This window comes from Streptomyces lancefieldiae (assembly GCF_031845825.1).
GTDB classification, from domain to species: domain Bacteria; phylum Actinomycetota; class Actinomycetes; order Streptomycetales; family Streptomycetaceae; genus Streptomyces; species Streptomyces lancefieldiae.
On the sequence record NZ_JAVRFH010000036.1, the window covers coordinates 32,568 to 58,971 of the forward strand.

Annotated in this window: 2 protein-coding genes; both read left to right on the forward strand. The window is 74.9% G+C overall.

The features are described from left to right. Nucleotides 1-31 precede the first annotated feature (31 nt). Entirely contained in the window at nucleotides 32-2,329 is a 2,298-nt protein-coding gene (locus tag RM812_RS28500) for an ABC transporter ATP-binding protein/permease (RefSeq protein ID WP_311578347.1), read from the forward strand. Nucleotides 2,330-2,425: 96 nt separating this feature from the next. Further along, nucleotides 2,426-26,401, forward strand: a complete 23,976-nt coding sequence (locus RM812_RS28505) for a non-ribosomal peptide synthase/polyketide synthase (protein WP_311578350.1) — start codon at nucleotides 2,426-2,428, stop codon at nucleotides 26,399-26,401. Nucleotides 26,402-26,404: the final 3 nt, after the last annotated feature.

A 26,404-nucleotide genomic window follows, 5' to 3' on the forward strand; every position in this document is an offset into this window, starting at 1 on the left:
GCCAGTGGGCGCCGCAACAGGACTCCGGACTGTGGAAAGGGACGCGCGCCCGCGCTCGGTCACTCCTGGCCGCCAGCGCTGGGACGTGAGACTGGTGCTCGGACGGCCTCGGACGGCCGAACTCCTCGCCGCCGCGCTCTGTCGCATCCCCGGGATCACCGAGGCCCGGGCCAACCCCGTCACCGGCGGACTGCTCGTTCGGCACGACGCCCGGGTGGCCGCCGCGGACGTCGGTCGGACGGTACGCAGAGCGGTCACCGTGATCGCGGGTGACCCGGCCGGCGTCGGCGGACGTCCGGCGTCGGCCCGAGCCGCCGACGCGCCGGCACCCCGCCCGCACCACGCGCCGGTCGTGCGACCGGTGCTCGCGGTCGGCACCGGGGCCGCGGCGGCTGTCGCGCTGGTCAAGGGATCCGCGCTGACCAGGCAACTGGTGGCGCTGGGCGGGGTGGCCGTCGCGACCGGGACCGTCCTGCGCAAGGCATGGCACGGAACGGCCGACGCGTCCCCGGAGCCGGGCGGGCGCGCAACGTCCGACAGCGCCCCGGAGGCGGCGGGCCGGGGTGCCGGACGGCACCCCCTGCTGGAGATCGTCGGACCCCACCGCCGCCGGCTCTCCTGTGCCGCCGCCCTGTCCGTCGCCTGCCAGGTCTCGGAGGTCGCGCTCGGCACCTTCCTCGGCTGGACCGGACTCGTCCTCATCAAGGGCCAGGCAGCCCCGCTGGCCCGCCTCGGCCTGACCACCGCGTCGGCGCAACTCCTGGGCCTCGCTGGACTGGTGGCCGGCGCGTGCGCCGCCGTGGCGGGCCTCTCGTACGCGTCGAACCTCCAGTGGCGCCGGCTCGGCCAGGACGTCGAGCACGACTGGCGCAGCCGTACGTACCGGCACGTCCAGCACCTCGAACTGCGGAACCTGGAGGGCGAGCGGACCACCCGGGTGGCCGGCGCGCTCACCGACGACGTCGGCCAGCTGGGCGCCTTCTTCGCCGGCCCGGCCAACGAGGTGCTGCAACTGGGCACCAGCCTGGCTCTCCTGGTCCCGGCGTTCCTGCTGCTGGCCCCGCAGATCGCCTGGATCGCGTTCCTGCCGATCCCGGTCGTCGCCTGGCTGTCGCTGCGCCACCAGGACAAGGCCGCGGCCGACTACGCCGTCACCGGCGAGCGGCGGGCCCGGCTGGGCAGCCAGGTGATCAACTCGCTGGAGGCCGGCGCCACCGTCAAGAGCTTCTGCACCGAGGACCACGAGGCCGAGCGCATCGACGAGTTGAGCGAGGCCGCCCAGGAGAGCAGCCGACGGACCGATCGCAGCACTGTTCGCCACGCCGAGACCGTCCGGGCCTGCACCACCGCGTCGATGGCCGGCACGCTGCTGATCGGCGGCCGTTCGGTGCTCAACGGCACCCTGCGCTTCGAGGTGTTCAGCCCGCTGATCGGGCTGCCCCAGATGCTGCTGATGCGGATGAGCCGGCTCGGCGGCATCGTCGACCAGTACCAGCGCACCCTCGCCTCCTACGACCGGGTCCAGCGGCTGCGGGCCCTGCCTGTCGAGGCCGACGGCACGGGCGGAACGCTCGCCGCCGACCAGGTGCGCGGCGACATCGTCCTGGACCGCGTGTCCTTCGCCTACCCCGGTCGCGTCCCGGCGCTGGAAGACCTCTCGATGACCATCCCGGCCGGGCAGGTCACCGCCCTGGTCGGCGCCACCGGCTCGGGCAAGACCACGATCGCCAGGCTGCTGATGCGGTTCCAGGACGCGGACAGCGGCAGCGTCCTGCTCGACGGGCGGGACGTGCGCGAGCTGTCGCGGCACGACGTGCGCCACGCCATCGGGTTCGTCGCCCAGGACCCGTTCCTCTTCGACGGCACCATCGCCGACAACATCCGCTACGGCACCTTCGACGCCTCGGACGAGGCAGTGGTCGAAGCGGCCAGGACCGCCGAGGCCCACCCCTTCGTCGCGGCGCTGCCCGACGGCTACGAGACGGTGATCGGAGAGCGCGGCGCGGCGCTCTCCGGCGGACAGCGCCAGCGGATCGCGCTGGCCCGCGCCATCCTCAAGAACGCGCCGGTCGTCATCCTCGACGAAGCCACCTCCGCCGTGGACAACGAGACCGAGGCCGCCATCCAGCGCACGCTCCGCGGCTTCGCGGCCGACCGGACCATGCTGGTCATCGCCCACCGGCTCTCCACGGTCCGCCACGCCGACCGTATCTACGTCATGGACGCCGGGGGCGTCGTGGCCGAGCAGGGCACCCACGACGAACTCCTCGCGCGGCACGGACTCTACGCGTCCCTCTGGCAACTCCAGGCCGGCGAACCCGCCGCCTGACCCCCGTCCCCGCCCGGCCGACCGCGTGACGGCACCTCGGTCGGCGCGCTCCGGCGTGCCCTGTCACCACGCTGCCCAACCTTCGGAGGTACCCCCATGTCCCGTCGCGATGGTGACGCCCTTCCGCTGACCGCGGCCCAGCGCGAGATCTGGCTCGCCGAGCAGAGCGCCCGCACGTCCGTCCCGGGCTACCGCGTCGGCGAGTGCCTGGAGATCCACGGCCCGGTGGACCGGGAGCTGTTCGAGACGGCACTGCGCGGGGTGGTCGACGAGGTCGACGCCCTGCACGTGACCTTCGCCGACGACGGCGACGGCCCGCGCCAGATTCTCCGGGAGAGCTGGGACTGGGCCCCGGCCCACCTCGACCTCAGCACCGAGCCCGACCCCCGGGCGGAGGCCATGCGCTGGATGGAGCGGGACCTGCTGCGCCCGCTGGACCTCGCCCGCGACCCGCTGTTCGGCCACGCGCTGATCAAGGCGTCGCCGACGGAGTACCTCTGGTACCTGAACTACCACCACCTGGTACTCGACGCGATCAGCAGTTCCATGCTCCGCCAGCGGGTCGGCGAGGTGTACTCGGCCCTGGCCGAAGGCGCCGCCGTGCCCCCCTGCCCCTTCGGCCCGCTGCGGGACCTGGTCGACAGCGACACCGCCTACCGCGCCTCCAGCGACTTCGCCGCCGACCGTGCCTACTGGACCGAGCGGTTCGCGGACCTGCCCGCCCCGACCCGGCTCACCGACAGCCCCGCGACCGACCCGCACCGCCCCCTCCGGCTTGCCGAGGAGCGGGAACTGCGCCGCCCGGACGCCCTGCGGGCGGCGGCAAACCGGTCCGGAGTCCGCTGGTCCCGGCTGCTGGTCGCCGCGACGGCCCTCTACGCCCACCGGCTGACCGGCGACCAGGACGTGGTGCTGGCCCTGCCCGTCACCGCCCGCCGCGGCGCCGACCGAGACCTGACGGCGGTGCCGGGCACGACCTCCAACGTGGTGCCGCTGCGGCTGACCGTGCGGCCGGGCATGCCCTGGCGCGAGCTCGTCGCCCAGGCGGCGCGGGAGGTCGAGACGGCTGTCGCGCACGAGCGTTACCGCAGCGAGGACCTGCTGCGGGACCTCGGCGTCCCCGGCGGCATCGGGACGGCGTTCCCGCTGATCGTCAACATCATGGCCTTCAACTCCCGGCCGGACTTCGCCGGGCACCCGGCCTCCGTGCACCACTTCGTGTCCGGGTCGACCACCGACCTCGCCGTCTGGGTCTTCGACTACCGCGACGGCAACCCGCCGCTGCTCCGGCTGCACGGCTCCCCCCAGGCGTACGGCCCTGGAGAGCTCGCCGACCACCAGCGGCGGATGCTCGCGCTCCTCGACGCCCTCGCGGACTGGGACGAGGACGAGCCGGTGGGCCGGGTTCCCCTGCTCACCGACGAGGAGCACCGCGAGCCGGCGGCGCTCGGCACCGGCCCGGTCGCGCAGGCCCCCGCCGCGAGCCTGCCGGAGCTGTTCCGGGAGCACGTCCGGGCGACCCCGGACCTCGTCGCCCTGGTATGCGGCGACGTCTCCCTGACGTACACGGACCTGGACGCGCGGGCCAACCGGCTGGCGCACGCCCTGATCGCCCGGGGAGCGGGCCCGGAGCGGCTGGTGGCGGTGGCCCTTCCGCGCTCGGCCGAGCTGGTGGTGGCGGTCCTCGCGGTGCTGAAGACCGGGGCGGCGTTCGTACCCGTCGACCCCGAGTACCCGGCCGCCCGGACGGCCCTTCTGCTCGACGACGCCCGGCCGGCCCTGCTCGTCACGGACTCCCGCGGTGCGCAGCGGCTGCCGCCGACCGGCCCCGCCGACCGGCTGCTCCTCGACGACCCCGGGACGGCCGCCCTGGTGGCCGCCTGCCCGGCCGACGACCCGGGAGTGGCCATCGCCCCGGACCACCCCGCGTATGTCATCCACACCTCCGGCTCCACCGGACGTCCCAAGGGCGTGCTGCCCACCCACGGCGGCCTGCTCGACCTGCTCACCGACCTCCGACAGCAGCACTTCGCGCCGGCGCTGAAGACGTGCCGACGGCTGCGGGTGGCGCTGACCACTTCCGTCTCCTTCGACGCTTCCTGGAACCAGTTGCTCGCCCTTTTCGCGGGCCACGAGCTGCACGTCCTGGACCACGCGACCTGGTCCGACCCCGACGCCCTCGTCGGTTACGCGGCGCGCCATGGACTGGACTACCTCGAAGCCACCCCCACCTACTTGCAGGAACTGGTCGCCCACGGGCTGCTGAGCGACCCGCGGTGGCGCCCGGCGCTGGTCGCGGCAGGCGGCGAGGCCGTCCCGCAGACGCTGTGGGACCAGCTGCGGTCGGCCGAGGGCGTGTCCTGCCTCAACCTGTACGGGCCGTCCGAATGCACCGTCAACTCGGTGATCGCGCCGATGGGGTCGAGCCCGCGCCCGGTGATCGGCAGGCCGGTCACCAACACCCGGCTGTACGTGCTCGACGGCGCCCTGCGGCCGCTGCCGACCGGTGCGCGCGGCGAACTGTACATCGCGGGCGCGGGGCTGGCGCGCGGCTACCTGAACCGGCCGGGGCTGACCGCCGGGCGGTTCGTCGCGGACCCGTTCGGACCGAGCGGGTCGCGCATGTACCGCACCGGCGACCTGGTGCGCTGGGACGCGACCGGAAACCTGGAGTTCCTCGGCCGCACCGACGACCAGGTCAAGGTCCGCGGCTTCCGGGTCGAACCGGGCGAGATCGAGGCCGTACTCGCCGAGCACCCCCAGGTCGCCCGGGCCGCCGTGACGGCGCGCACGGAACCGGGAGGGGAGGCACGGCTCGTCGCCTACGCGGTGCCCGAACCCGGCGCCACCCTGACCGGCGCCGCCCTCCGCGACCACCTGCGCGCCCGGCTGCCCCGGCCCATGGTGCCGGCCGCGTACGTGCTGCTGGACGCGCTGCCCCTGACCCCGAACGGCAAGCTCGACCGGCGGGCCCTGCCCGCGCCCGGGCCGGAAGGGCCCGCCGCACCGGGCCGCGCCCCACGCACCGCGACCGAACACCTGCTCGTCGGGCTGTTCGCCGAGGTGCTCGCCGTGCCCGACGCCGGACCGGACGACAACTTCTTCGACCTCGGCGGGCACTCCCTGCTCGCCACCCGGCTGGTCGCCCGGATCCGCTCGGCCCTCGGCGTGGAGCTGCGGCTGGGCGACCTGTTCGACGCGCCCACGGCGGCGGAACTGGCGGCGGCCGTGGACCGCGCGGGCCGGGCCCGCCCGGCGCTCGTGCCCCAGGAGCGGCCCGACGTCGTCCCCCTGTCCTTCGCGCAGCGCCGCCTGTGGTTCCTGCACCGCATGGAGGGCCCGAGCGCCACCTACAACATCCCGCTGACCCTGCGCCTGTCCGGCAGCCTGGACGAGCGGGCACTCGAAGCCGCCCTCGCGGACCTGGTCGAACGGCACGAGAGCCTGCGCACCGTCTTCCCCGTGACCGACGGCGTGCCGTGCCAGCGGGTACGGACCGCGGAGGAGGCCCGCCCCCGGCTGCGGACGACCGAGACCGGCGCGCACGAACTGCCCCAACGGCTCGCCCGGGCCGCCCGGCACGGCTTCGACCTCGCCGAGGAGCCGCCGCTGCGCGCCGAACTCTTCCGGCTGACGGCCGAGGAGCACGTACTGCTGCTGGTCGTGCACCACATCGCCGGCGACGGCTGGTCGACGGGCCCGCTCTCGCGGGACCTCACGGCCGCCTACGCCGCCCGCGCCGAGGGCGCGAAACCCACGTGGTCGCCGCTGCCGGTCCAGTACGCCGACTACGCCCTCTGGCAGCGGGAGCTGCTCGGTGACGGCACGGACCCGGACAGCCTGCTGAACCGTCAGCTCGGCTACTGGCGCCGCCGGCTGGCGGGCCTCCCCGATCAGGTGGAGCTGCCGTTCGACCGGCCCCGGCCGACCGCGATGTCCTACCGGGGCGACCGACTGCCGGTGCGGATCGACGCCGAGCTGCACCAGCGCCTGCGGACGCTCGCCCGCAGCGGCGGTGCCAGCCTCTTCATGGTGCTCCAGGCCGGACTGGCCGCCCTCCTGGGCAAGCTGGGCGCGGGCACCGACGTCCCCATCGGCACACCCGTCGCCGGACGCACCGACGAGGCCGCCGACGACCTGGTCGGCTTCTTCGTCAACACCCTGGTCCTGCGCACCGACCTCTCCGGGAACCCGTCGTTCACCGAACTGCTCGGCAGGGTGCGCACCGACGCGCTCGCCGCGTACGCGCACCAGGACGTGCCGTTCGAGCAGCTGGTGGAGGCGCTGAACCCGGCCCGCTCGCTGGCGCACCACCCGCTGTTCCAGACCATGCTCGCGTTGCAGAACGCACCGCTCGGCGCATTCGACCTGCCCCGGCTGCGGGTGACGACCGACCTGGCGCCCACCGGGACGGCCAAGTGCGACCTGACCTTCATCCTCGCCGAACAGCCCGGTGGGGACGGCCTGTCGGGCGTGGTGGAGTACAGCACCGACCTGTTCGACGAATCCACCGTGACCGACATCGTCGAACGATGGCTGCGGCTGCTGCGCGCCGTCGTCGCCGACCCGGCCCGCAGGCTCGGCCAGGTGGACGCCCTGTCCGAGGAGGAGCTGCGGGCGCTGCTCCCGGCACCCGCCGGCCGGCACGAGGAGCCGCCGTCGGACAGCCTGAACGCGCTGTTCGAGCGGCGGGTACGGCAGAACCCGGCCGCCGTCGCCGTCACCGACGGCGACGTCTCCCTGACCTACGCAGAGCTGAACGCCCGCGCGAACCGGCTCGCGCACGCCCTGATCGCCCGGGGGGTGGGCCCGGAGCGGCGGGTGGCACTGGCGCTGCCGCGCTCGGTGGAGCAGGTCGTGGCGGTGCTCGCCGTGCTCAAGGCAGGCGGCGCCTACCTCCCGGTGGACCCGGCGTACCCCGCCGCGCGGATCAGCCACCTCCTCCGGGACGCCGGGCCGACGCTCCTGGTGACCACGAGCCGGACCGGCGACCTGCCCGGCGCGGACGCCGTGGACCGGCTGCTGCTGGACGCCACCGACCTCGACGGCCTGCCGGACACCGACCCGGCGGTCCCCCTCGACCCGCGGCACGCGGCCTACGTCATCTACACCTCCGGCTCCACCGGCGCGCCCAAGGGCGTGGTGGTCCCGCACCGGAACGTGGTGCGGCTGTTCGACGCGACCAGGGAACTGTTCGACTTCCGCGCCCAGGACGTCTGGACGCTCTTCCACTCCTACGCCTTCGACTTCTCGGTGTGGGAGCTGTGGGGTGCGCTGCTGCACGGCGGCCGTCTGGTGGTCGTCGACCACGAGACCAGCCGCTCGCCCGACCGCTTCCTGGCTCTCCTCGCCCGCGAGCGGGTGACCGTGCTCAACCAGACGCCGTCCGCCTTCTACCAGCTCACGCAGGCCGATGCGGACGCCCCGGAGACCGGGCGCAGCCTCGCGCTGCGCACGGTCGTGTTCGGCGGTGAGGCGCTGGAGCACGCCCGGCTGGCGAGCTGGTACGAGCGGCATCCGGACGACGCGCCGCGGCTGGTCAACATGTACGGCATCACCGAGACCACGGTGCACGTCACCCACGCGGCGCTCGACCGGACCGGCGCCGCCGCCGGCCACATCGGCACGGCCCTCGCGGACCTGCGGACGTACGTGCTGGACGCCCACCTTCGCCCGGTCGCCCCGGGCGTGCCCGGCGAGCTGTACGTCGCGGGCGCCGGCCTGGCGCGCGGCTACCTCGACCGGCCCGGCCTGACCGCCGGGAGGTTCGTGGCCGACCCGTTCGGCGCGCCCGGGTCGCGGATGTACCGCAGCGGCGACGTCGTGCGCCGCGCGGCCTGGGGGTCCCCCGGGCCCGCGGCTGGGGGAGGCAGCCTGCGCTACGTCGGCCGCGCCGACCAGCAGGTGAAGGTGCGCGGCTTCCGGATCGAGCCGGGCGAGATCGAGGCGGCGCTGGCCGCACATCCCGGCGTCGCCCAAGTCGCCGTCCTCGCCCGGCAGGACCGGGCCGACGACACGCGTCTGGTCGCCTACGCGGTGCCCGCCGCAGGGGCCGGCCCCCGGCCGGACGAGCTGCGCGCGCACCTGGCGGAACGCCTCCCGCAGTACATGGTGCCGTCGGCGTTCGTCGTGCTGGACGCGCTGCCGCTGACGGCCAACGGCAAGCTGGACCACCGGGCCCTGCCCGCCCCCGACCTCGCCCCGGCGGCCCACGCCCGCGCGCCGCGCACCGCGCAGGAGCGGATCCTGTGCGAGCTGTTCGCCGAGGTCCTGGGCGTCACGTCGGCCGGTGTCGACGACGGCTTCTTCGACCTGGGCGGGCACTCGCTGCTGGCCACCCGCCTCGCCGCCCGGATCCGAACGACGCTCGGCGTGGAGATGCCGCTGCGCACCCTCTTCGAGGCGCCGACCCCGGCCGCTCTGGCCGCCGCCCTGGTGGCGGCCGGACCGGCGCAGCCCGCCCTGGCCCGGCGCGAACGCCCCGAGGCGATCCCGCTGTCGTTCGCCCAGCGACGCCTGTGGTTCCTGCACCAACTGGAGGACACCGGCGCCAGCTACCACATCTCCCTGGCCTGGCGCCTGTCCGGAGAGCTGGACCGGCGGGCCCTGGAAGCCGCCGTGGCGGACGTGGTGGCCCGGCACGAGACCCTGCGCACCGTCTTCCCCACGGTGGACGGCGTTCCCCGTCAGCGGGTGCTGGACGTCGAGGCGGCCCGCCCGCGGCTGCTCGTGAGCCGGACGACCGAGGCGGAGCTGGCGGACGCGATGGCGCGGGCGCAGGCCCGGCCGTTCGACCTGGCCGTCGACGCACCGCTGCGCGCCGAGCTGCTCGAGCTGGCGGCGGACGAGCACGTCTTCCAGGTGGTGCTCCACCACATCGCGGGCGACGGCTGGTCGCTGGGCCCACTCGCGCACGGACTGACCACCGCCTACGCGGCGCGCCGCCTCGGCGAGGCGCCGCAGTGGGCCGAGTTGCCCGTCCAGTACGTCGACCACACGCTGTGGCAGCACGAGCTGCTCGGCGACGCCGCCGACGAGGACAGCCCGCTCGCCCGCCAGACGGCCTACTGGACCCGGCAGCTGGCGGACCTGCCCGAGCAGCTCCCGCTGCCCAGCGACCGGCCCCGCCCGGCCCTCGCCTCTCACCGGGGCGGATCCGTCCGGGCCGAGCTGGACACCGACCTGCACCGCGGCCTGCGCGAACTCGCCCGCACCCACGGCACCAGTCTGTTCATGGTGCTCCAGGCCGGGCTGGCGGTGCTGCTCAGCAAGCTCGGCGCGGGCGACGACATCCCGGTCGGCAGTCCCGTCGCGGGCCGCAGTGACCAGGCGCAGGACGAACTGGTCGGCTACTTCGTCAACACCCTGGTCTTCCGCACCGACACCTCGGGCGATCCGACGTTCGCCGAACTGCTGGGCCGGGTCCGGGAGACCGCGCTGGCCGGGTACGCCCATCAGGACCTGCCCTTCGAGTACCTGGTCGAGGTCCTCAACCCGGCCCGGTCGCTGGCGCACCACCCCCTGTTCCAGGTCATGCTGGTGCTGCAGAACGCCCCCCGCGCCGACTTCGCGCCGCCCGGCCTGCGCGTCGCCGACATGCCGCCCGCCTCGACCACCGCCAAGCTCGACCTGCTCTTCACCCTGGCCGAGCGGCACGCCGAGGACGGCTCCCCGGCGGGGATCGACGCTTCCGTCGAGTACGCCCGCGACCTGTACGACCCGGCCACCGTCCGGACGATGTGCGCGCGGTGGGTCCGGCTGCTGCGCGCCGTGGTCGCCGACCCGCGGTCCCGGCTCAGCCGGTTCGGCGTGCTCGACGCCGAGGAGCGCGCCCGACTGACGGCGCTGGGCGCCGGCCCGGCGGCCCGGCCCTTCACCGAGAGCCTGCCCGAACTCTTCCGGGCACAGGTGCGCGCGACTCCGGACGCCCTCGCGGTGGTGGGACCGGATGCCTCGCTGACGTACGCGGAGCTGGACGCGCGGGCGAACCGGCTGGCGCACGCGCTCCTCGCGCGCGGCGCGGGCCCGGAGCGGCTGGTGGCGGTGGCTCTGCCCCGGTCGGCCGAGCTGGTCGCGGCCGTCCTCGCGGTGCAGAAGACCGGCGCCGCGTACCTCCCGGTCGACCCGGGGTACCCGGCCGCGCGGATCGCGTACATGCTCGACGACGCCCGGCCGGTCCTGGGAGTGACCGACGCCCGCACCCGCGGCCGGCTGCCGCAGGCCGGTCCCGCCGAGTGGCTGGTGACCGACGACCCGGGAACGGCCGCGACGGTGGCCGCGTGCCCGTCGACCGACCCGGGCGTCACCGTCCATCCCGACCACCCGGTCTACGTCGTCTACACCTCCGGTTCCACCGGGCAGCCCAAGGGCGTGGTGGCGACGCACGGCGGCCTGGCCAACCTGTTCGCCGCCCAGCACCCGCTGGTCTTCCGGACGGGGGAGCGGATGCGGGTCGGGCTGACCACGTCCGTGTCGTTCGACGCCTCCTGCGACCAGCTGTTCGCCCTCTACGCCGGCCACGAGCTGCACGTGCTGGACGAGGCGACCTGGACCGATCCGGACGCCTACCTCGCGTACGCCTCGCGGGCCGGGCTGCACACCGTCGGCGGTACCCCGTCCTACCTGCAAGTCCTCGTCGACCACGGCCTGCTGGACCACCCGCGGTGGCGGCCCTCGTTCGTCGGCCTGGGCGGGGAAGCCGTACCGGAGCGGCTCTGGGAGCGGTTGCGGGCCGCCGAGGGCGTGTCCTCCCTCAACTACTACGGGCCGGCCGAGTGCACGGTGGACTCGGTGTGCGCGCCGCTTCGGCCGCACGCGCGCCCGGTGATCGGCCGGCCGCTCGACGGCGTCCGGCTGCGCCTGCTCGACGCCGCCATGCAGCCGGTGCCCGCCGGCGTGCCCGGTGAGCTGTACCTCGCCGGCACGGGCCTGGCGCGCGGCTACCTCGACCGGCCCGGGCTGACCGCGGCGCGGTTCGTGGCGGACCCCTCCGGCCCCGCCGGCACGAGGATGTACCGCACCGGCGACCTGGCGCGCTGGGGCACGGACGGGAACCTGGAGTTCCTCGGCCGCACCGACGACCAGGTCAAGGTCCGGGGGTTCCGGATCGAGCTGGGCGAGATCGAGGCAGCCCTGGCGACACACCCGCGGGTCGCGCGGGCCGCCGTGGTCGTCCGGCAGGACCGGGCGGAGGACCCCCGACTGGTCGCCTACCCGGTGCCCGCCACCGGGGCCGCGCTCCGGCCCGAGGAGCTGCGGGCGCACCTGCGCGAGCTGCTGCCCGACTACATGGTGCCCGCCGTCTTCGTCCCCCTCGACGCCCTGCCGGTGAACGCCAGCGGCAAGCTGGACCGGCGCGCGCTCCCCGAGCCGGACACCGACACGACCCGGTCCGGCCGGGCCCCGCGCACGCCTCAGGAACAGGTGCTGGGGGGTCTGTTCGCCGAGGTGCTGGGCGTGTCCGAGGTCGGCGTCGACGACGACTTCTTCGACCTGGGCGGGCACTCCCTGCTGGCCACGCGGCTGGCGGCCCGGGTCCGTGCGGCCCTCGGCGTGGAACTCGCCCTGCGCACCCTGTTCCAGAGCCCGACGGTGGCCGGGCTGGCCGCCGCGCTGGGCGACGCGGACCGGGCCCGGCTCGCCCTGCGGCGGGTCGAGCGGCCCGCGCTGGTGCCGCTGTCGTCCGCGCAGCGAAGGCTCTGGTTCCTGCGCCAGATGGAAGGCGCGGACTCCGTCTACAACATGCCGCTGGCGTGGCGGCTCACGGGACCGCTGGACGTGCCCGCCCTGGAGACGGCGCTGGGCGACGTCGTCGACCGGCACGAAACCCTGCGCACGCTCTTCCCGGCCGTGGACGGCGTGCCCCACCAGCGGGTGCTGCCCCCCGCGCAGGCGCGCCCGGCGCTGTCGGTCGTCCCGGCCGACGAGACGGACCTGCCGGACCTGCTGGCGCGGGCCGCGACCTGGGGATTCGACCTCGCGACCGAACCGCCGCTGCGCGCCGAGGTCTTCCGGGTCGCGGCCGACGACCACGTGCTGCTCCTGGTGATCCACCACATCGCCGGCGACGGCTGGTCGCTGGGCCCGCTCGCCGCCGACCTGGCCACCGCGTACGCGGCACGCCGCGCGGGCGAGGAGCCGCGGTGGGCACCGCTGCCCGTGCAGTACGCCGACTACACCCTGTGGCAGCGGGAACTGCTCGGTGACCCGGCAGACCCGGACAGCCTGTTCGCCCGCCAGCGGGCCTACTGGACGGAGCGGCTGGCGGACCTGCCGGAGCAGCTCCGGCTCCCCGCCGACCGCCCCCGCCCCGCGGCCTCCTCCTGGTCCGGGGGCCGGCTCCCGATCACCCTGGACGCCGACCTGCACGCCGGCCTGGTCCGCGTGGGCCGGGAGCGCGGCGCCAGCGTGTACATGGTGCTCCAGGCCGCGCTGGCGGCCTTGCTGGACAAGCTCGGTGCCGGGCAGGACATCCCCGTCGGCGGTCTGATCGCCGGGCGGACCGACCAGGCTCTGGACGACCTCGTCGGCTTCTTCGTCAACACCCAGGTCCTGCGCACCGACACCGGCGGCGACCCGACCTTCACCGAGCTGCTCGGCCGGGTCCGGGAGGGAGCACTGGCCGCCTACGCGCACCAGGACCTGCCCTTCGAACACGTCGTCGAGGCGTGCAATCCGTCCCGGTCCCTCACCCGCCAGCCGCTGTTCCAGGTGCTGCTCGCGCTGCAGAACGTGCCCGGTACCGAGTTCGCCCTGAGCGGTCTGACCGCCGAGATCTTCCCGGTGCGGACGCCGACGGCCATGTTCGACCTCGGCTTCCACCTGCTGGAGCGCGGTGGCACCGGCGGACCGGCCGAAGGCATCGTCGGGCGGGTCGAGTACAGCACCGATCTCTTCGACGCCGCCACGGTCGAGGCACTGGTCGCGCGGTGGCTGCGTCTGCTGGCGTCGGTGGCCGCCGACCCGGACCGGCCGCTGAGCCGGATCGACGTCCTCACCGCCGAGGAACGGCACGACCTGCTGGTCGCGCGCAACGACACCGCGCGCCCGGTGCCCGCCGTCACCCTGCCCGCCCTGTTCCAGGCGCAGGTCCGGGCGGTTCCCGAGGCTCCGGCGGTGGTGTTCGAGGACACCGTGCTGACCTACCGGGAGCTGAACCGCAGGGCCAACCGCCTGGCGCACACGCTGATCGCGCGCGGGGCCGGACCGGAACAGGTCGTGGCCCTGCGCCTGCCGCGCTCCGCCGAGCTGGTCGTCGCCGTCCTGGCCGTGCTCAAGACGGGCGCGGCGTATCTTCCGGTCGACCCGGACTACCCGGCCGCCCGCATCGCGTACATGCTGGGGGACGCCCGGCCGGCCGTGGTGCTCGACGACCTCGCGGCCGTCACACCGGACGGGGAGCTGCCGGAACACGATCCGGCCGTCGAAGCGGACGTGCGCCACCCGGCCTACGTCATCTACACCTCGGGCTCCACCGGCAGGCCCAAGGCCGTCGTGATGCCCGCCGCCGGCCTGCTGAACCTGCTGGCCTGGCACCACGAATCCGTCGGCGGCGCACCCGGCACGCGCACCGCGCAGTTCACCGCCCTCAGCTTCGACGTCTCGGTGCAGGAGACGCTCTCCGCGCTGCTGTACGGCAAGACCCTGGTGGTGCCGACCGAGGAGCAGCGCCGCAGCGCCGAATTGTTCGCCCATTGGCTGGACCGCCACGGGGTCGAGGAGCTGTTCGCGCCCAACCTGGTGGTCGAGGCGCTGGCCGAGGCCGCCGAGGAGGCCGGTCTCGCGCTGCCGGGGCTGCGGCTGATCGCCCAGGCCGGTGAGGCGATGCGGCTCGGTGGTGTCGTACGCCGCTTCCAGGCCCGGCGGCCGGGCCTGGAACTGCACAACCACTACGGTCCCGCCGAGACCCATGTGATCACCGCCTACCCGCTGCCGGCCGACCCCGCCGACTGCCCGCTGCCCGTGCCGATCGGCCGGCCGATCGCCAACTGCCGGGCGTACGTGCTGGACGCGGCGCTGCGACCGGTCGCCCCCGGCGTGCTGGGTGAGCTGTACCTCGCCGGGGCGGGTCTCGCCCGCGGCTACCTGAACCGGCCCGGGCTCACCGCCACGCGGTTCGTCGCCGACCCCTACGGTCCGGGCGGCGCCCTGATGTACCGCACGGGTGACCTGGTCCGCTGGCGGGGCGACGGCGAGCTGGAGTTCGCAGGCCGGGCGGACCACCAGGTGAAGGTGCGCGGCTTCCGGGTCGAGCCCGGCGAGATCGAGGCCGAGCTGGCCGCGCATCCGTCGGTCGCCCAGGTCGCGGTGCTCGCCCGGGAGGACCGGCTCGTCGCCTATGTCGTCCCGCCGGCCGCGATCGTGGCGAGCGCGGCGGAGCTGGCGGCGTACCTGCGCGACCGGGTACCGGACCACCTGGTGCCGTCCGCGTTCGTGCTGCTGGACGCGTTGCCGTTGACGCCGAACGGGAAGCTGGACCGGGCGGCGCTGCCCGCGCCCGCGCCGGACGCGGCCGTCGGCGTCCGGGCGCCGCGTACGCCGCAGGAGCAGATCCTGTGCGAGCTGTTCGCCGAGGTGCTGGGCGTGCCGCGGGTCGGTGTCGACGACGGCTTCTTCGACCTCGGCGGGCACTCCCTGCTCGCCACCCGGCTGGTCTCGCGGGTCCGCGCGACCCTCGGCGTCGAACTGGAGCTGCGCTCCCTGTTCCGGCACCCGACCCCCGCCGGACTGGCCGCCGGGCTGCACGACACGGGCGCCGCACGCAAGGCCCTGGTGCCCCGGCCACGTCCCGGGGCCATGCCGCTGTCGTTCGCCCAGCGCCGCCTGTGGTTCCTCCAGCAGTTCGGGGCCCCGAGCGCCACGTACCACCTGCCCCTCGCCCTGCGGCTCTCGGGCGACCTCGACCGGGCCGCGCTGGATCAGGCGCTGGCCGACGTGGTGGCCCGGCACGAGACCCTGCGCACGGTGTTCCCGCACACCGCCGGGATTCCGCACCAGCGGGTCGTGGACGCCGCCGAGGTCCCCGTCCCGCTGACCGTGCGCGCGGCCGGCGAGGCGGAGATGCCCGCCCTGCTGCGCGCCGCTGCGGTGCGGGCGTTCGACCTGACCCGGGAAGTGCCGCTGCGCGCCGAGCTGTTCGCCCTCGCCCCCGACGAACACGTGCTGCTGCTGGTCATGCACCACATCGTCGGCGACGGCTGGTCCATGGGCCCGCTCGCCCGCGACCTGGCCGCCGCCTACACCAGCCGGCGCGGCGGCGGGGCGCCCGCCTGGCCGCCGCTGCCGGTGACGTACGGCGACTACACGCTGTGGCAGCACGAGGTCCTCGGCGACGAACACGACGAGGACAGCCTGTTCGCCCGCCAGGTCGCCTACTGGAAGGAGGCGCTGGCCGGGCTGCCCGAGCAGGTGCCGCTGCCGGCCGACCGGCCGCGCCCGGCCACCATGTCGTACCGCGGCGACCTGGTGGAACTGCGGATCGACGCCGCACTGCACGCGTCCCTGCTGGAGGTGGCGCGCCGCTCGGGCGCGACCCTGTTCATGGTGCTGCAGGCGGCGCTGGCAGCGCTGTACACGCGGCTGGGGGCCGGGACGGACATCCCGATCGGCAGCCCGATCGCGGGGCGGACCGACGAGGCGCTGGACGACCTGGTCGGGTTCTTCGTCAACACGCTGGTGCTGCGCACCGACACGAGCGGGGACCCGAGCTTCGCCGAGCTGCTGGGCCGGGTGCGGGAGAGCGCGCTGGCGGCGTACGCGCACCAGGACGTGCCGTTCGAGCACCTCGTGGAGGTCCTGAACCCGTCCCGCTCCCTCTCTCACCACCCGCTGTTCCAGACCGGCCTGGTCGTGCAGAACGCACCGGGTGGCGACTTCGTCCTGCCGGGTCTCAGGGTCACCGGCATCCCCGTGCTCACCGGGACCGCACGGCTCGACCTGACCTTCGGGTTCGCGGAGGAGCACGGGCCGGACGGCGCGCCGGCCGGGCTCAGCGGCGCGGTCGAGTACAGCACCGACCTGTTCGACCGCGCGACGGTCGAGGCACTGGCCGCCCGCTGGACCAGACTGCTGGCCGCGGTCGTCGCCGCGCCGGATCTGCCGATCGGCGGGATCGACCTGTTGTCCGCCGACGAGCGCCGCGAGCTGCTGCCCGCCGCCGGGGGCGAGGCGGCCGGGCTGAGCCTGCCGGCGCTGTTCGCCGCCCAGGCGGCACGGACGCCGGACGCGGTCGCGCTGGTGTGCGGGGACGTCGAGCTGACGTACCGGCAGCTCGACGTCCGCGCGAACCGGTTCGCGCACGCGCTCAGGGCGCGGGGCGTGGGCCCGGAACACGTCGTGGCGGTGGCGCTGCCGCGGTCGGTGGAGTCGGTGGTCGCGGTCCTGGGCACGCTGAAGGCCGGGGCCGCGTACCTGCCGGTGGATCCGGCGTACCCGGCGGCACGGATCGCGTACATGCTGGACGACGCCCGGCCGACGGTGGTCGTCGACGACCCGGCCCTGGTGGCCGGAGCCGCCGGCCTGCCGGAGACCGATCCGGGTGTCGCGGTGGACGCCCGGCACCCGGCCTACGTGATCTACACCTCGGGTTCGACGGGCCGCCCCAAGGGCGTGGTGGTGAGCCACGCCGGCGTGTCGGGCCTGGTGGCGGCGCAGGCCGACCGGCTCGGCGTGGCGCCGGGCAGCCGAGTGCTCCAGTTCGCCTCGCCCAGCTTCGACGCGTCCTTCTGGGACCTGTGCGCTGCCGTCCTCACCGGCGCCGCCCTCGTCCTGGCCCCGTCCGACAGCCCGCTGGAGGCCCTGACGGACCGCCGGTTCGGCGTCACCCACGTGACCCTTCCGCCGTCGGCCCTTGCCGCGGTGGACGGCGCCGACCTCACGGCCACCACCCTGGTCGTCGCGGGCGAGGCGTGCGCGCCGGAGCTGGTGGCCCGCTGGGCGCCGGGCAGGCGCGTGATCAACGCCTACGGTCCGACCGAGACCACCGTGTGCGCGACCATGAGCGACCCGCTGTCCCCGGGGGCCGGCGCACCGCCGATCGGCCGGCCGGTCGCGGGCTTCCGGGTGTACGTCCTCGACGAGCGGCTACGCGTCGTTCCGCCCGGTGTCGCGGGGGAGCTGTACGTCGCGGGCGCCGGCCTGGCGCGCGGGTACCTGAACCGGCCGGGCCTGACGGCCGGGCGGTTCGTCGCCTGCCCGTTCGGCCCGGCGGGTGCGCGGATGTACCGCACCGGGGACGTGGTGCGTCGGCGTACCGACGGCGAGCTGGAGTACGTCGGCCGCGCCGACGACCAGGTGAAGGTGCGCGGCTTCCGGATCGAGCTCGGCGAGGTCGAGGCGGCGCTGGCCGAGCACCCGGACGTCGCCCGGGCCGCCGTGCTCGCCCGGGACGACCGGCTCGTCGGCTACGCCGCGGCCCGTCCCGGCGTCGCCGTCCGCCCCGCGGAGCTGGCGGCGTACCTGCGCGACCGGCTCCCCGACTACCTGGTGCCGTCCGCGTTCGTGCTGCTGGACGCGTTGCCGTTGACGCCGAACGGGAAGCTGGACCGAGCGGCGCTGCCCGCGCCCGCGCCGGACGCGGCCGTCGGCGTCCGGGCGCCGCGCACGCCGCAGGAGCAGATCCTGTGCGAGCTGTTCGCCGAGGTGCTGGGCGTGCCGCGGGTCGGTGTCGACGAGGACTTCTTCGAGCTGGGCGGACACTCCCTGCTCGCCACCCGACTGGCCGCACGGGTGCGTTCGGTGCTCGGCGTGGAGGTGGGACTGCGCGCCCTCTTCCAGGCGCCCACCGTGGCCGGCCTGGCCGAGGCACTGAACGAGGCCGGCCGCACCCGCCCGGCACTGACCCGGCGCGAGCGGCCGGCGGCGGTGCCCCTGTCCTTCGCCCAGCGCCGCCTGTGGTTCCTGCACCGCATGGACGGCGCCGCCGCGACCTACCACATCCCGCTCGCGCTCCGGCTGACGGGGACGCTCGACCGGACCGCGCTGGACGCGGCGCTGGCCGACGTGGTGGCCCGGCACGAGAGCCTGCGGACGGTCTTCCCGGAGGTCGACGGCGTACCCCGCCAGCTCGTCCTCGACCCGGCCACGGCCCGGCCCCGGACGCGACTGATCGAGATCTCGGAGGCGGACCTCCCCGAGCGACTGGCCGAGTTCGCCCGGCTGCCGTTCGACCTGGAGGACGAGGCTCCCCTGCGGGCGGAGCTGTTCGCGCTCGCGCCGGACACGCACGTCCTGCTGCTGGTGATGCACCACATCGCCGGTGACGGCTGGTCGACCGGCCCGCTGGCCCGCGACCTGGCCGAGGCGTACACCGCCCGGTTCGAGGGCCGCACGCCCAACTGGCGTGCCCTGCCGGTGCAGTACGCGGACTACACGCTGTGGCAACGGGACCTCCTCGGCGACGCCGCCGATCCCCGCAGCCGGTTCGCCGAGCAGCTCGTCCACTGGAAGCACCAGCTCGCCGACCTGCCGGAGCTGCTCCGGCTGCCCACCGACCGGCCCCGGCCGGCCGTGGCCGGGTGGCACGGGGACCATGTCCCCCTGGAACTGAGTCCCGAACTGCACGCCTCCCTGCTGGAGCTGGCGCGCCGCTCGGGCGCCAGCCTGTTCATGGTGCTCCAGGCGGCGCTGGCAGCGCTCTACACGCGGCTGGGGGCCGGGACGGACATCCCGATCGGCAGCCCGATCGCGGGGCGGACCGACGAGGCGCTGGACGACCTGGTCGGGTTCTTCGTCAACACGCTGGTGCTGCGCACCGACACGAGCGGGGACCCGAGCTTCGCCGAGCTGCTGGGCCGGGTGCGGGAGAGCGCGCTGGCGGCGTACGCGCACCAGGACGTGCCGTTCGAGCACCTCGTGGAGGTCCTGAACCCGTCCCGCTCCCTCTCCCACCACCCGCTGTTCCAGACCATCCTGGCCGTGCAGAACGCCCCCATGGGCCGCTTCTCCCTGCCGGGCCTGGACGTCACCACCTACGCGGTGGACACCAGGACCGCCAAGTTCGACATCGGTGTGAGCCTCGTCGAACGGTCCGGCCCGGACGGCGGGCCCGCGGGAATCGTCGGCGCGGTGGAGTACGCCACCGACCTGTTCGACCGCTCCACGGTCACGGCCCTCGCCGCACGCTGGACGCGCCTCCTGGAAGCCGTCACCGCCGACCCGGACCGGCCGATCGGTGCGATCGAACTGCTCGGCGCCGACGAGCGGCACCGCCTGCTGGAGCGGGGCAACGAGACCGCCCGGGAGGTGGCGGCCGTCCCGGTGCCGCGGGCGTTCGCGGCACAGGTGGCCGCGACCCCCGACGCGGTGGCACTGCTGTGCGGCGACGTCGAGTTGACGTACCGGCAGCTCGACGCCTGGGCGAACCGGTTCGCGCACGCGCTGATCGCCCGGGGCGTCGGGCCGGAGCAGATCGTGGCCGTGGCCCTGCCGCGCGCGGTGGAGTCCGTGGTGGCCGTCCTCGGCGTGCTGAAGGCCGGGGCCGCCTACCTGCCGGTGGACCCCGCCTACCCGCGGGCGCGGATCGCGTACATGCTGGACGACGCACGGCCGGCCCTGGTGGTCGACGACCCGGCGCTGGTGACCGGGGTGTCCGCGTGGCCCGAGACCGACCCCGTGGTCGCGCTCGACGTCCGGCACCCGGCCTACGTGATCTACACCTCGGGGTCGACCGGCCGCCCCAAGGGCGTCGTCGTCGGCCACGGCGGCATCGCGAGCCTGGTCGCCGCGCAGATCGAGCGCTTCGCGATCGAACCCGGCAGCCGCGTGCTGCAGTTCGCCTCGCCCAGCTTCGACGCCTCGGTGTCGGAGATCTGCACCGCGCTGCTGCGCGGCGCCGCCCTGGTCCTGCCGCCGACGGAGGATCCGGTCGCCGCGCTGGCCGACCGCGACCTGGCGCTCACCCACGCGACCGTGCCCCCGTCCGTCCTCGCCGCCGTTCCGGAGCACTCGATCGGGCTGTCGACACTGGTGGTGGCGGGCGAGGCGTGCCCGCCGGAGCTGGTGGACCGCTGGGCGTCCGGGCGCCGGATGGTCAACGCCTACGGACCGACCGAGACCACGGTGTGCGCGACCATGAGCGACCCGCTGACACCCGGCACGGGCGCACCGCCGATCGGCCGTCCGATCGCCAACGCCCGGGTGTACGTGCTGGACGAGCGGCTGCGACCGGTGCCGCCGGGCGTGGCGGGGGAGTTGTACGTCGCGGGCGCCGGCCTGGCGCGCGGGTACCTGAACCGGCCGGGCCTGACGGCCGGGCGGTTCGTCGCCTGCCCGTTCGGCCCGGCGGGGGAGCGCATGTACCGCACCGGAGACCTGGTGCGCCGGCGTACCGACGGCGAGCTGGAGTACGCCGGCCGCGCCGACGACCAGGTGAAGGTGCGCGGCTTCCGGATCGAGCCCGGCGAGGTCGAGGCGGCGCTGGCCGAGCACCCGGACGTCGCCCGGGCCGCCGTCCTCGCCCGGGACGACCGGCTCGTCGGCTACGTCGTTCCGCTCCAGGACGAGGAACGGGACAGCGGCCTGGAGACGGACCACGTGAGCGAGTGGCGGGACATCTACGACGCCCTGCCCATCACCCCGGAGGAAGCCGGCTTCGGCCAGAACTTCGTCGGCTGGAACAGCAGCTACGACACGAGCCCGATCCCGGTCGAGCAGATGCGGGAATGGCGGGACGCCACCGTGACGCGCATCCTGGCCCTGCGCCCCCGCCGGGTCCTGGAGATCGGTGTCGGCACCGGGCTGCTGCTCTCGGGGATCGCGCCGCACTGCGAGACCTACTGGGCGACGGACTTCTCCGCCACGGCGATCGACGCGCTGAGCGCCCAGATCGCCCGCCGGGACGACCTGGCCGGGCGGACCGTGCTCCAGACCCGCCCGGCGCACGACACCGACGGCCTGCCGACCGGGCACTTCGACACCGTCGTGATCAACTCGGTGGTGCAGTACTTCCCGTCCGCCGACTACCTCGCGGACGTGATCGGGAAGCTGATGAAGCTGCTCGCGCCCGGCGGCACGCTCTTCGTCGGCGACGTGCGCAACCTGCGGCTGCTGCGCCCGCTGGCCACCGCGGTCCAACTGCACCGGACCGGCGCCGACGGCGACCTCGCGGCGGTGCGCCGGGCGGTGGAACAGGCCGTCAGGGTCGAGAAGGAACTCCTGGTCGACCCGGACTTCTTCACCGTGCTGCGCGAGCGCGGCACGGACGTCGGCGCGGTGAGCGTCGAGGTCAAGCGCGGCCGCCACCACAACGAACTGACCCGCTACCGCTACGACGTGACGCTGCACAAGCCGCCGGTCACCCCGGCCGCCCCCCGCCGGACGGCGGAGCTGGAGTGGGGGCGGCAGGTCACCGGGACGGACGAGCTGCGCGAGCTGCTCGCCCAGCGGCACGCGGACCTGCTGCGGATCACCGGGGTGCCGAACCGCCGCGTGGTGCGCGAGGCCGCGCTGGCCCGGGCCGTACAGGACGGCGACGACTCGCTCGCCGGTCTGCTGGAGCGGCTGCACGGCCCGGAGGACAGCGAACTGCCCGACCCGGAGGACTTCGTGGCCCTCGGGCAGGAGTTCGGCCGCTGGGTGGGCGTCACCTGGTCGGCCACGCAGGACGACGCCGTGGACGTCGTCCTCGCCGACCCGCGGGCGTGTCACGGCGCCCCCGTCGAGCCCTACCGGCCCGACGCCGGCGCCTCCAGGCCCCTGTCGTCGCTGACCAACCGCCCGACCGGCAGCCGGGGCACCGGCGCCCTCATCGGCGAACTCCGGGAATGGCTGCGCGGGCGACTGCCCGACCACCTGGTCCCGTCGGCCTTCGTGGCGCTCCAGGCACTGCCGCTGACGGCCAGCGGCAAGCTCGACCGCCGCGCGCTGCCCGCGCCCGACCTCGGGACGGCCGGGACCGCGAGGGCGCCGCGCACCCCCCAGGAACAGCTCCTCGCCGAGCTGTTCGCCGAGCTGCTGGGACTGGCCCAGGTCGGCGCCGACGACAGCTTCTTCGACCTGGGCGGACACTCGCTGCTGGCCACCCGCCTGGCGGCCCGGGTCCGTGCGACCCTCGGCGCGGAACTGGACGTCCGTACGCTGTTCGAGACGCCGACAGTGGCCGGCCTGGCGGCCCGCCTCGACGGCTCCGGCACGGCACGGCCCGCGCTGACCGCCAGGCCGCGCCCCGACCGCGTGGAGCTGTCCTTCGCCCAGCGCCGCCTGTGGTTCCTGCACCGGATGGACGGGCCGAGCGCCACCTACAACATGCCGCTCGCGCTGAGCCTGACCGGCGTGCTCGACCGCCCGGCCCTGCACGCCGCGCTCGCGGACGTGATCGCCCGGCACGAGAGCCTGCGGACGGTCTTCCGGGAGACGGACGGCGTGCCGCACCAGGTCGTGCTGGACGCCGAGCGGGCGTACCCGGAGCTGCCGGTGATCGCGCTCGACGAGGACCGGCTGGCCGAGCGGCTGGCCGCGACGGCACGGCGGGGCTTCGACCTGGCGGCACAGCCGCCGCTCCGGGCCGAGCTGTACGCCCTCGCGCCGGACCGGCACGTCCTGCTCGTCGTGGTGCACCACATCGCCGCCGACGGCTGGTCGATGGGACCACTCTCCGCCGACCTCGCGGCCGCCTACACGGCACGCTGCCGGGGTGAGGAGCCGCACTGGTCCCCGCTGCCGGTGCAGTACGCCGACTACACCTGCTGGCAGCGCGGCCTGCTCGGCGACACCGCCGACCCGGACAGCCTGTTCTCCCGGCAACTGGCCTACTGGAAGGACGAGCTGGCGGGCATCCCGCAGCAGGTGCAGCTGCCCGCCGACCGGCCCCGTCCGCCGGTCGCCACCCAGCGGGGCGACCGCGTCGCGGTCGCGCTGGACCCGGACCTGCACCAGGCGCTGCGCGACCTGGCCGCCGCGCGCGGCGCCAGCATGTTCATGGTGCTCCAGGCCGGTCTCGCCGCGCTGCTCACCCGCCTCGGCGCCGGCAGCGACATCCCGATCGGCAGCCCCATCGCCGGCCGCACCGACGAGGCGCTGGACGACCTGGTCGGCTTCTTCGTCAACACGCTGGTGCTGCGTACCGACACGAGCGGCGACCCCGGTTTCACCGAACTGCTCGACCGGGTGCGACACAAGGCGCTCGCCGCCTACGACCACCAGGACGTGCCCTTCGAGTACCTGGTCGAGGTGGTCAACCCGGCCCGATCGCTGTCCCACCACCCGTTGTTCCAGGTCATGCTGGCCCTGCAGAACGCTCCGGTGGGCGAGTTCGCGCTGCCGGGCCTGTCGAGCGGTCACCTGGAGGCGTCGACCGGGACCTCGCGGGTCGACCTGACGTTCAGCCTGGCCGAGCGGTTCCGTGCGGACGGCTGCCCCGACGGCCTGGTCGGCGCGGTGGAGTTCGCCACCGACCTGTTCGAACCGGCCACGGTGGAGCTGTTGTTCGCCCGCTGGGCCCGGCTGCTGCGCGCGGCGGTCGACGACCCCGCCCGGCCGATCGGCCGCATCGACGTCCTGTCGGACGAGGAACGCGGCCGGCTGCTGTCCGCGTCCACCGGCGCCCCGGCCGAGCTGCCCGAGGCCGCGCTGCCGGAGCTGTTCGCCCGGCAGGCGCGCGCCACCCCGGACGCGGTGGCCGTCGTGGCGGGCACCACCGAGTTGACGTACCGGGAACTCGACCGGCGGTCCAACCGCCTCGCGCGGGCACTGATCGGCCAGGGCGTACGACCGGAGACACCGGTCGCGGTGCTGCTGGACCGCTCCGCGGACCTGGTCGTGGCGCTCCTGGCGATCACCAAGGCGGGCGGCGCCTATGTGCCCCTCGACTCGCGCTTCCCTCGGACCCGGATCGAGCTGATCCTCAAGGAAGCCGGGGCCGCGCTGGTGCTCACCGAGGACGTGCTGACAGCGTGGGTCGACGGTGAGCTGGACTCGTCCGCCGTCGAAGTGCGCTGCGGCCGACAGCAGTTGGCGTACGTGATGTACACCTCCGGCTCGACCGGCCGGCCGAAGGGCGTGGCCGTCACCCACCAGGACGTCGTGGGCCTCGCGCTCTCGCCCGAGTGGCGGGGTGGCGGACACGAGCGGGTGCTCATGCACTCCCCGACCGCCTTCGACCTTTCGACCTACGAGCTGTGGGTGCCGCTGCTGAGCGGCGGCACGGTCGTGGTCGCACCGCCCGAGCGGCTCGACCTCGACCTGCTGCAGCACACGATCAGCAGGCACGGGGTGACCGGACTGTGGCTGACGGCGGGCCTGTTCCGCCTGGTCGCCGAGGAGCGGCCGGACCTGCTCGCGGGAGTGCGCGAGGTGTGGACCGGCGGCGACGTGGTCTCCCCGGCCGCCGTCGCCCGGGTGCTCCGGGCCTGCCCCGGCATCGAGGTGGTCGACGGCTACGGACCCACCGAGGCGACGACCCTGGCCACCTTCCATCCGGTGCGCGACCTCCCCGAGAACGCCCCGACCGTGCCGATCGGCCGGCCCATGGCGAACATGCGCGCCTACGTGCTCGACGCGCACCTGCGCCCGGCGCCCGCGGGCCTGGTCGGTGAGCTGTACCTCGCCGGGACGGGTGTGGCCCGGGGCTATCTCGACCGGCCCGGCCTGACGGCGGAGCGCTTCACCGCCGACCCGTTCGGGCCGCCCGGCAGCCGGATGTACCGCACCGGCGACCTGGCGCGGTGGACGTCCGAGGACACCCTCGAGTTCGCCGGACGCTCCGACCACCAGGTCAAGCTCCGAGGGCTGCGCATCGAGCCCGGCGAGATCGAGGCGATCCTCGCGAGCTGCCCCGGCGTCGCCCAGGCGGCCGTCGTCGCCCGCGAGGACCGGCCCGGGGACAAGCGGCTCGTCGCCTACCTGGTGCCCGCGCCCGAGGGCGCGCCCGAGACGGCCGAGCTCGCCGGGCGCCTGCGCCGCGACCTGCCCGACTACATGGTGCCGGCGGCCTTCGTCACCCTGGACACGCTGCCGCTGACCGCCAACGGCAAGCTCGACCGGGCCGCCCTGCCCGCCCCCGAATACGGGGCGACCGGCGCCGGACGCGGCCCGAGGACGCCGCGGGAACAGCTCCTGTGCGACCTCTTCGCCGAGGTCCTCGGCCGGGAACAGGCGCGCATCGACGACAACTTCTTCGATCTGGGCGGGCACTCGCTGCTCGCCGCCCGCCTGGCCTCCCGCGTCCGCGAGACCCTTGGCCTGGAGCTGGGCCTGCGCATGCTGTTCGAGGCGCCGACCGTGGCCGGTCTCAGCGAGCGCCTGGTCCTGGACGACCCCGAGGACGCCCTGGACGTCGTCCTGCCGCTGCGGTCGAGCGGGACCGGCACGCCGCTGTTCTGCGTCCACCCCGGCGGCGGCATCAGCTGGTCGTACAGCGGGCTGCTCAACCACATCGGTCCCCAGCACCCGGTCTACGCGATCCAGGCGCGCGGCCTCGGCCGCCCCGAACCCCTGCCCGCCTCCTTCGAGGAGATGGCGGCCGACTACGCCGACCAGATCCGCAAGATCCAGCCCCAGGGCCCGTACCTGCTGCTCGGCTGGTCCGCCGGCGGGCTGATCGCCCACGCCCTCGCCTGCGAGCTGCAGGCGCGCGGCGAGCGGACCGCGTTGCTGGCCGTCCTGGACGCCTACCCGGTGAAGGACGTGCGGTTCGAGGAGACGCCCGTACCCACCGAGCGGGACGTGCTCGTCGGCGTGCTCGACGTCGATCCCGACGAGCTGGGCGACCGGGAACTGACCTACGCCGAGGTCGCCGAGGTCCTGAACCGACGGGGCAGCGCCCTGCAGGGTCTGACGGAACGGCAGATCGAAGTCATCGTCCACATCATGATCAACAACGCGAAACTGGCGGTCGACTTCGTCCCCTCCGTGTTCGACGGCGACCTGCTGCTGTTCAACTCGACCATCGACCGCGACGGGAACGACGCCGGACCCGCGACCTGGCACCCCTACCTGACGGGCCGGATCACGTCCCACGAGATCACCACCCGGCACAACAAGATGACCGAAGCCGGCTCACTGGCCCAGATCGGACCGATCCTGGCCGCCCGCCTGGCCGAGGCCACCGGTGACACCACCCCCAACCAGGAGGAATGACCC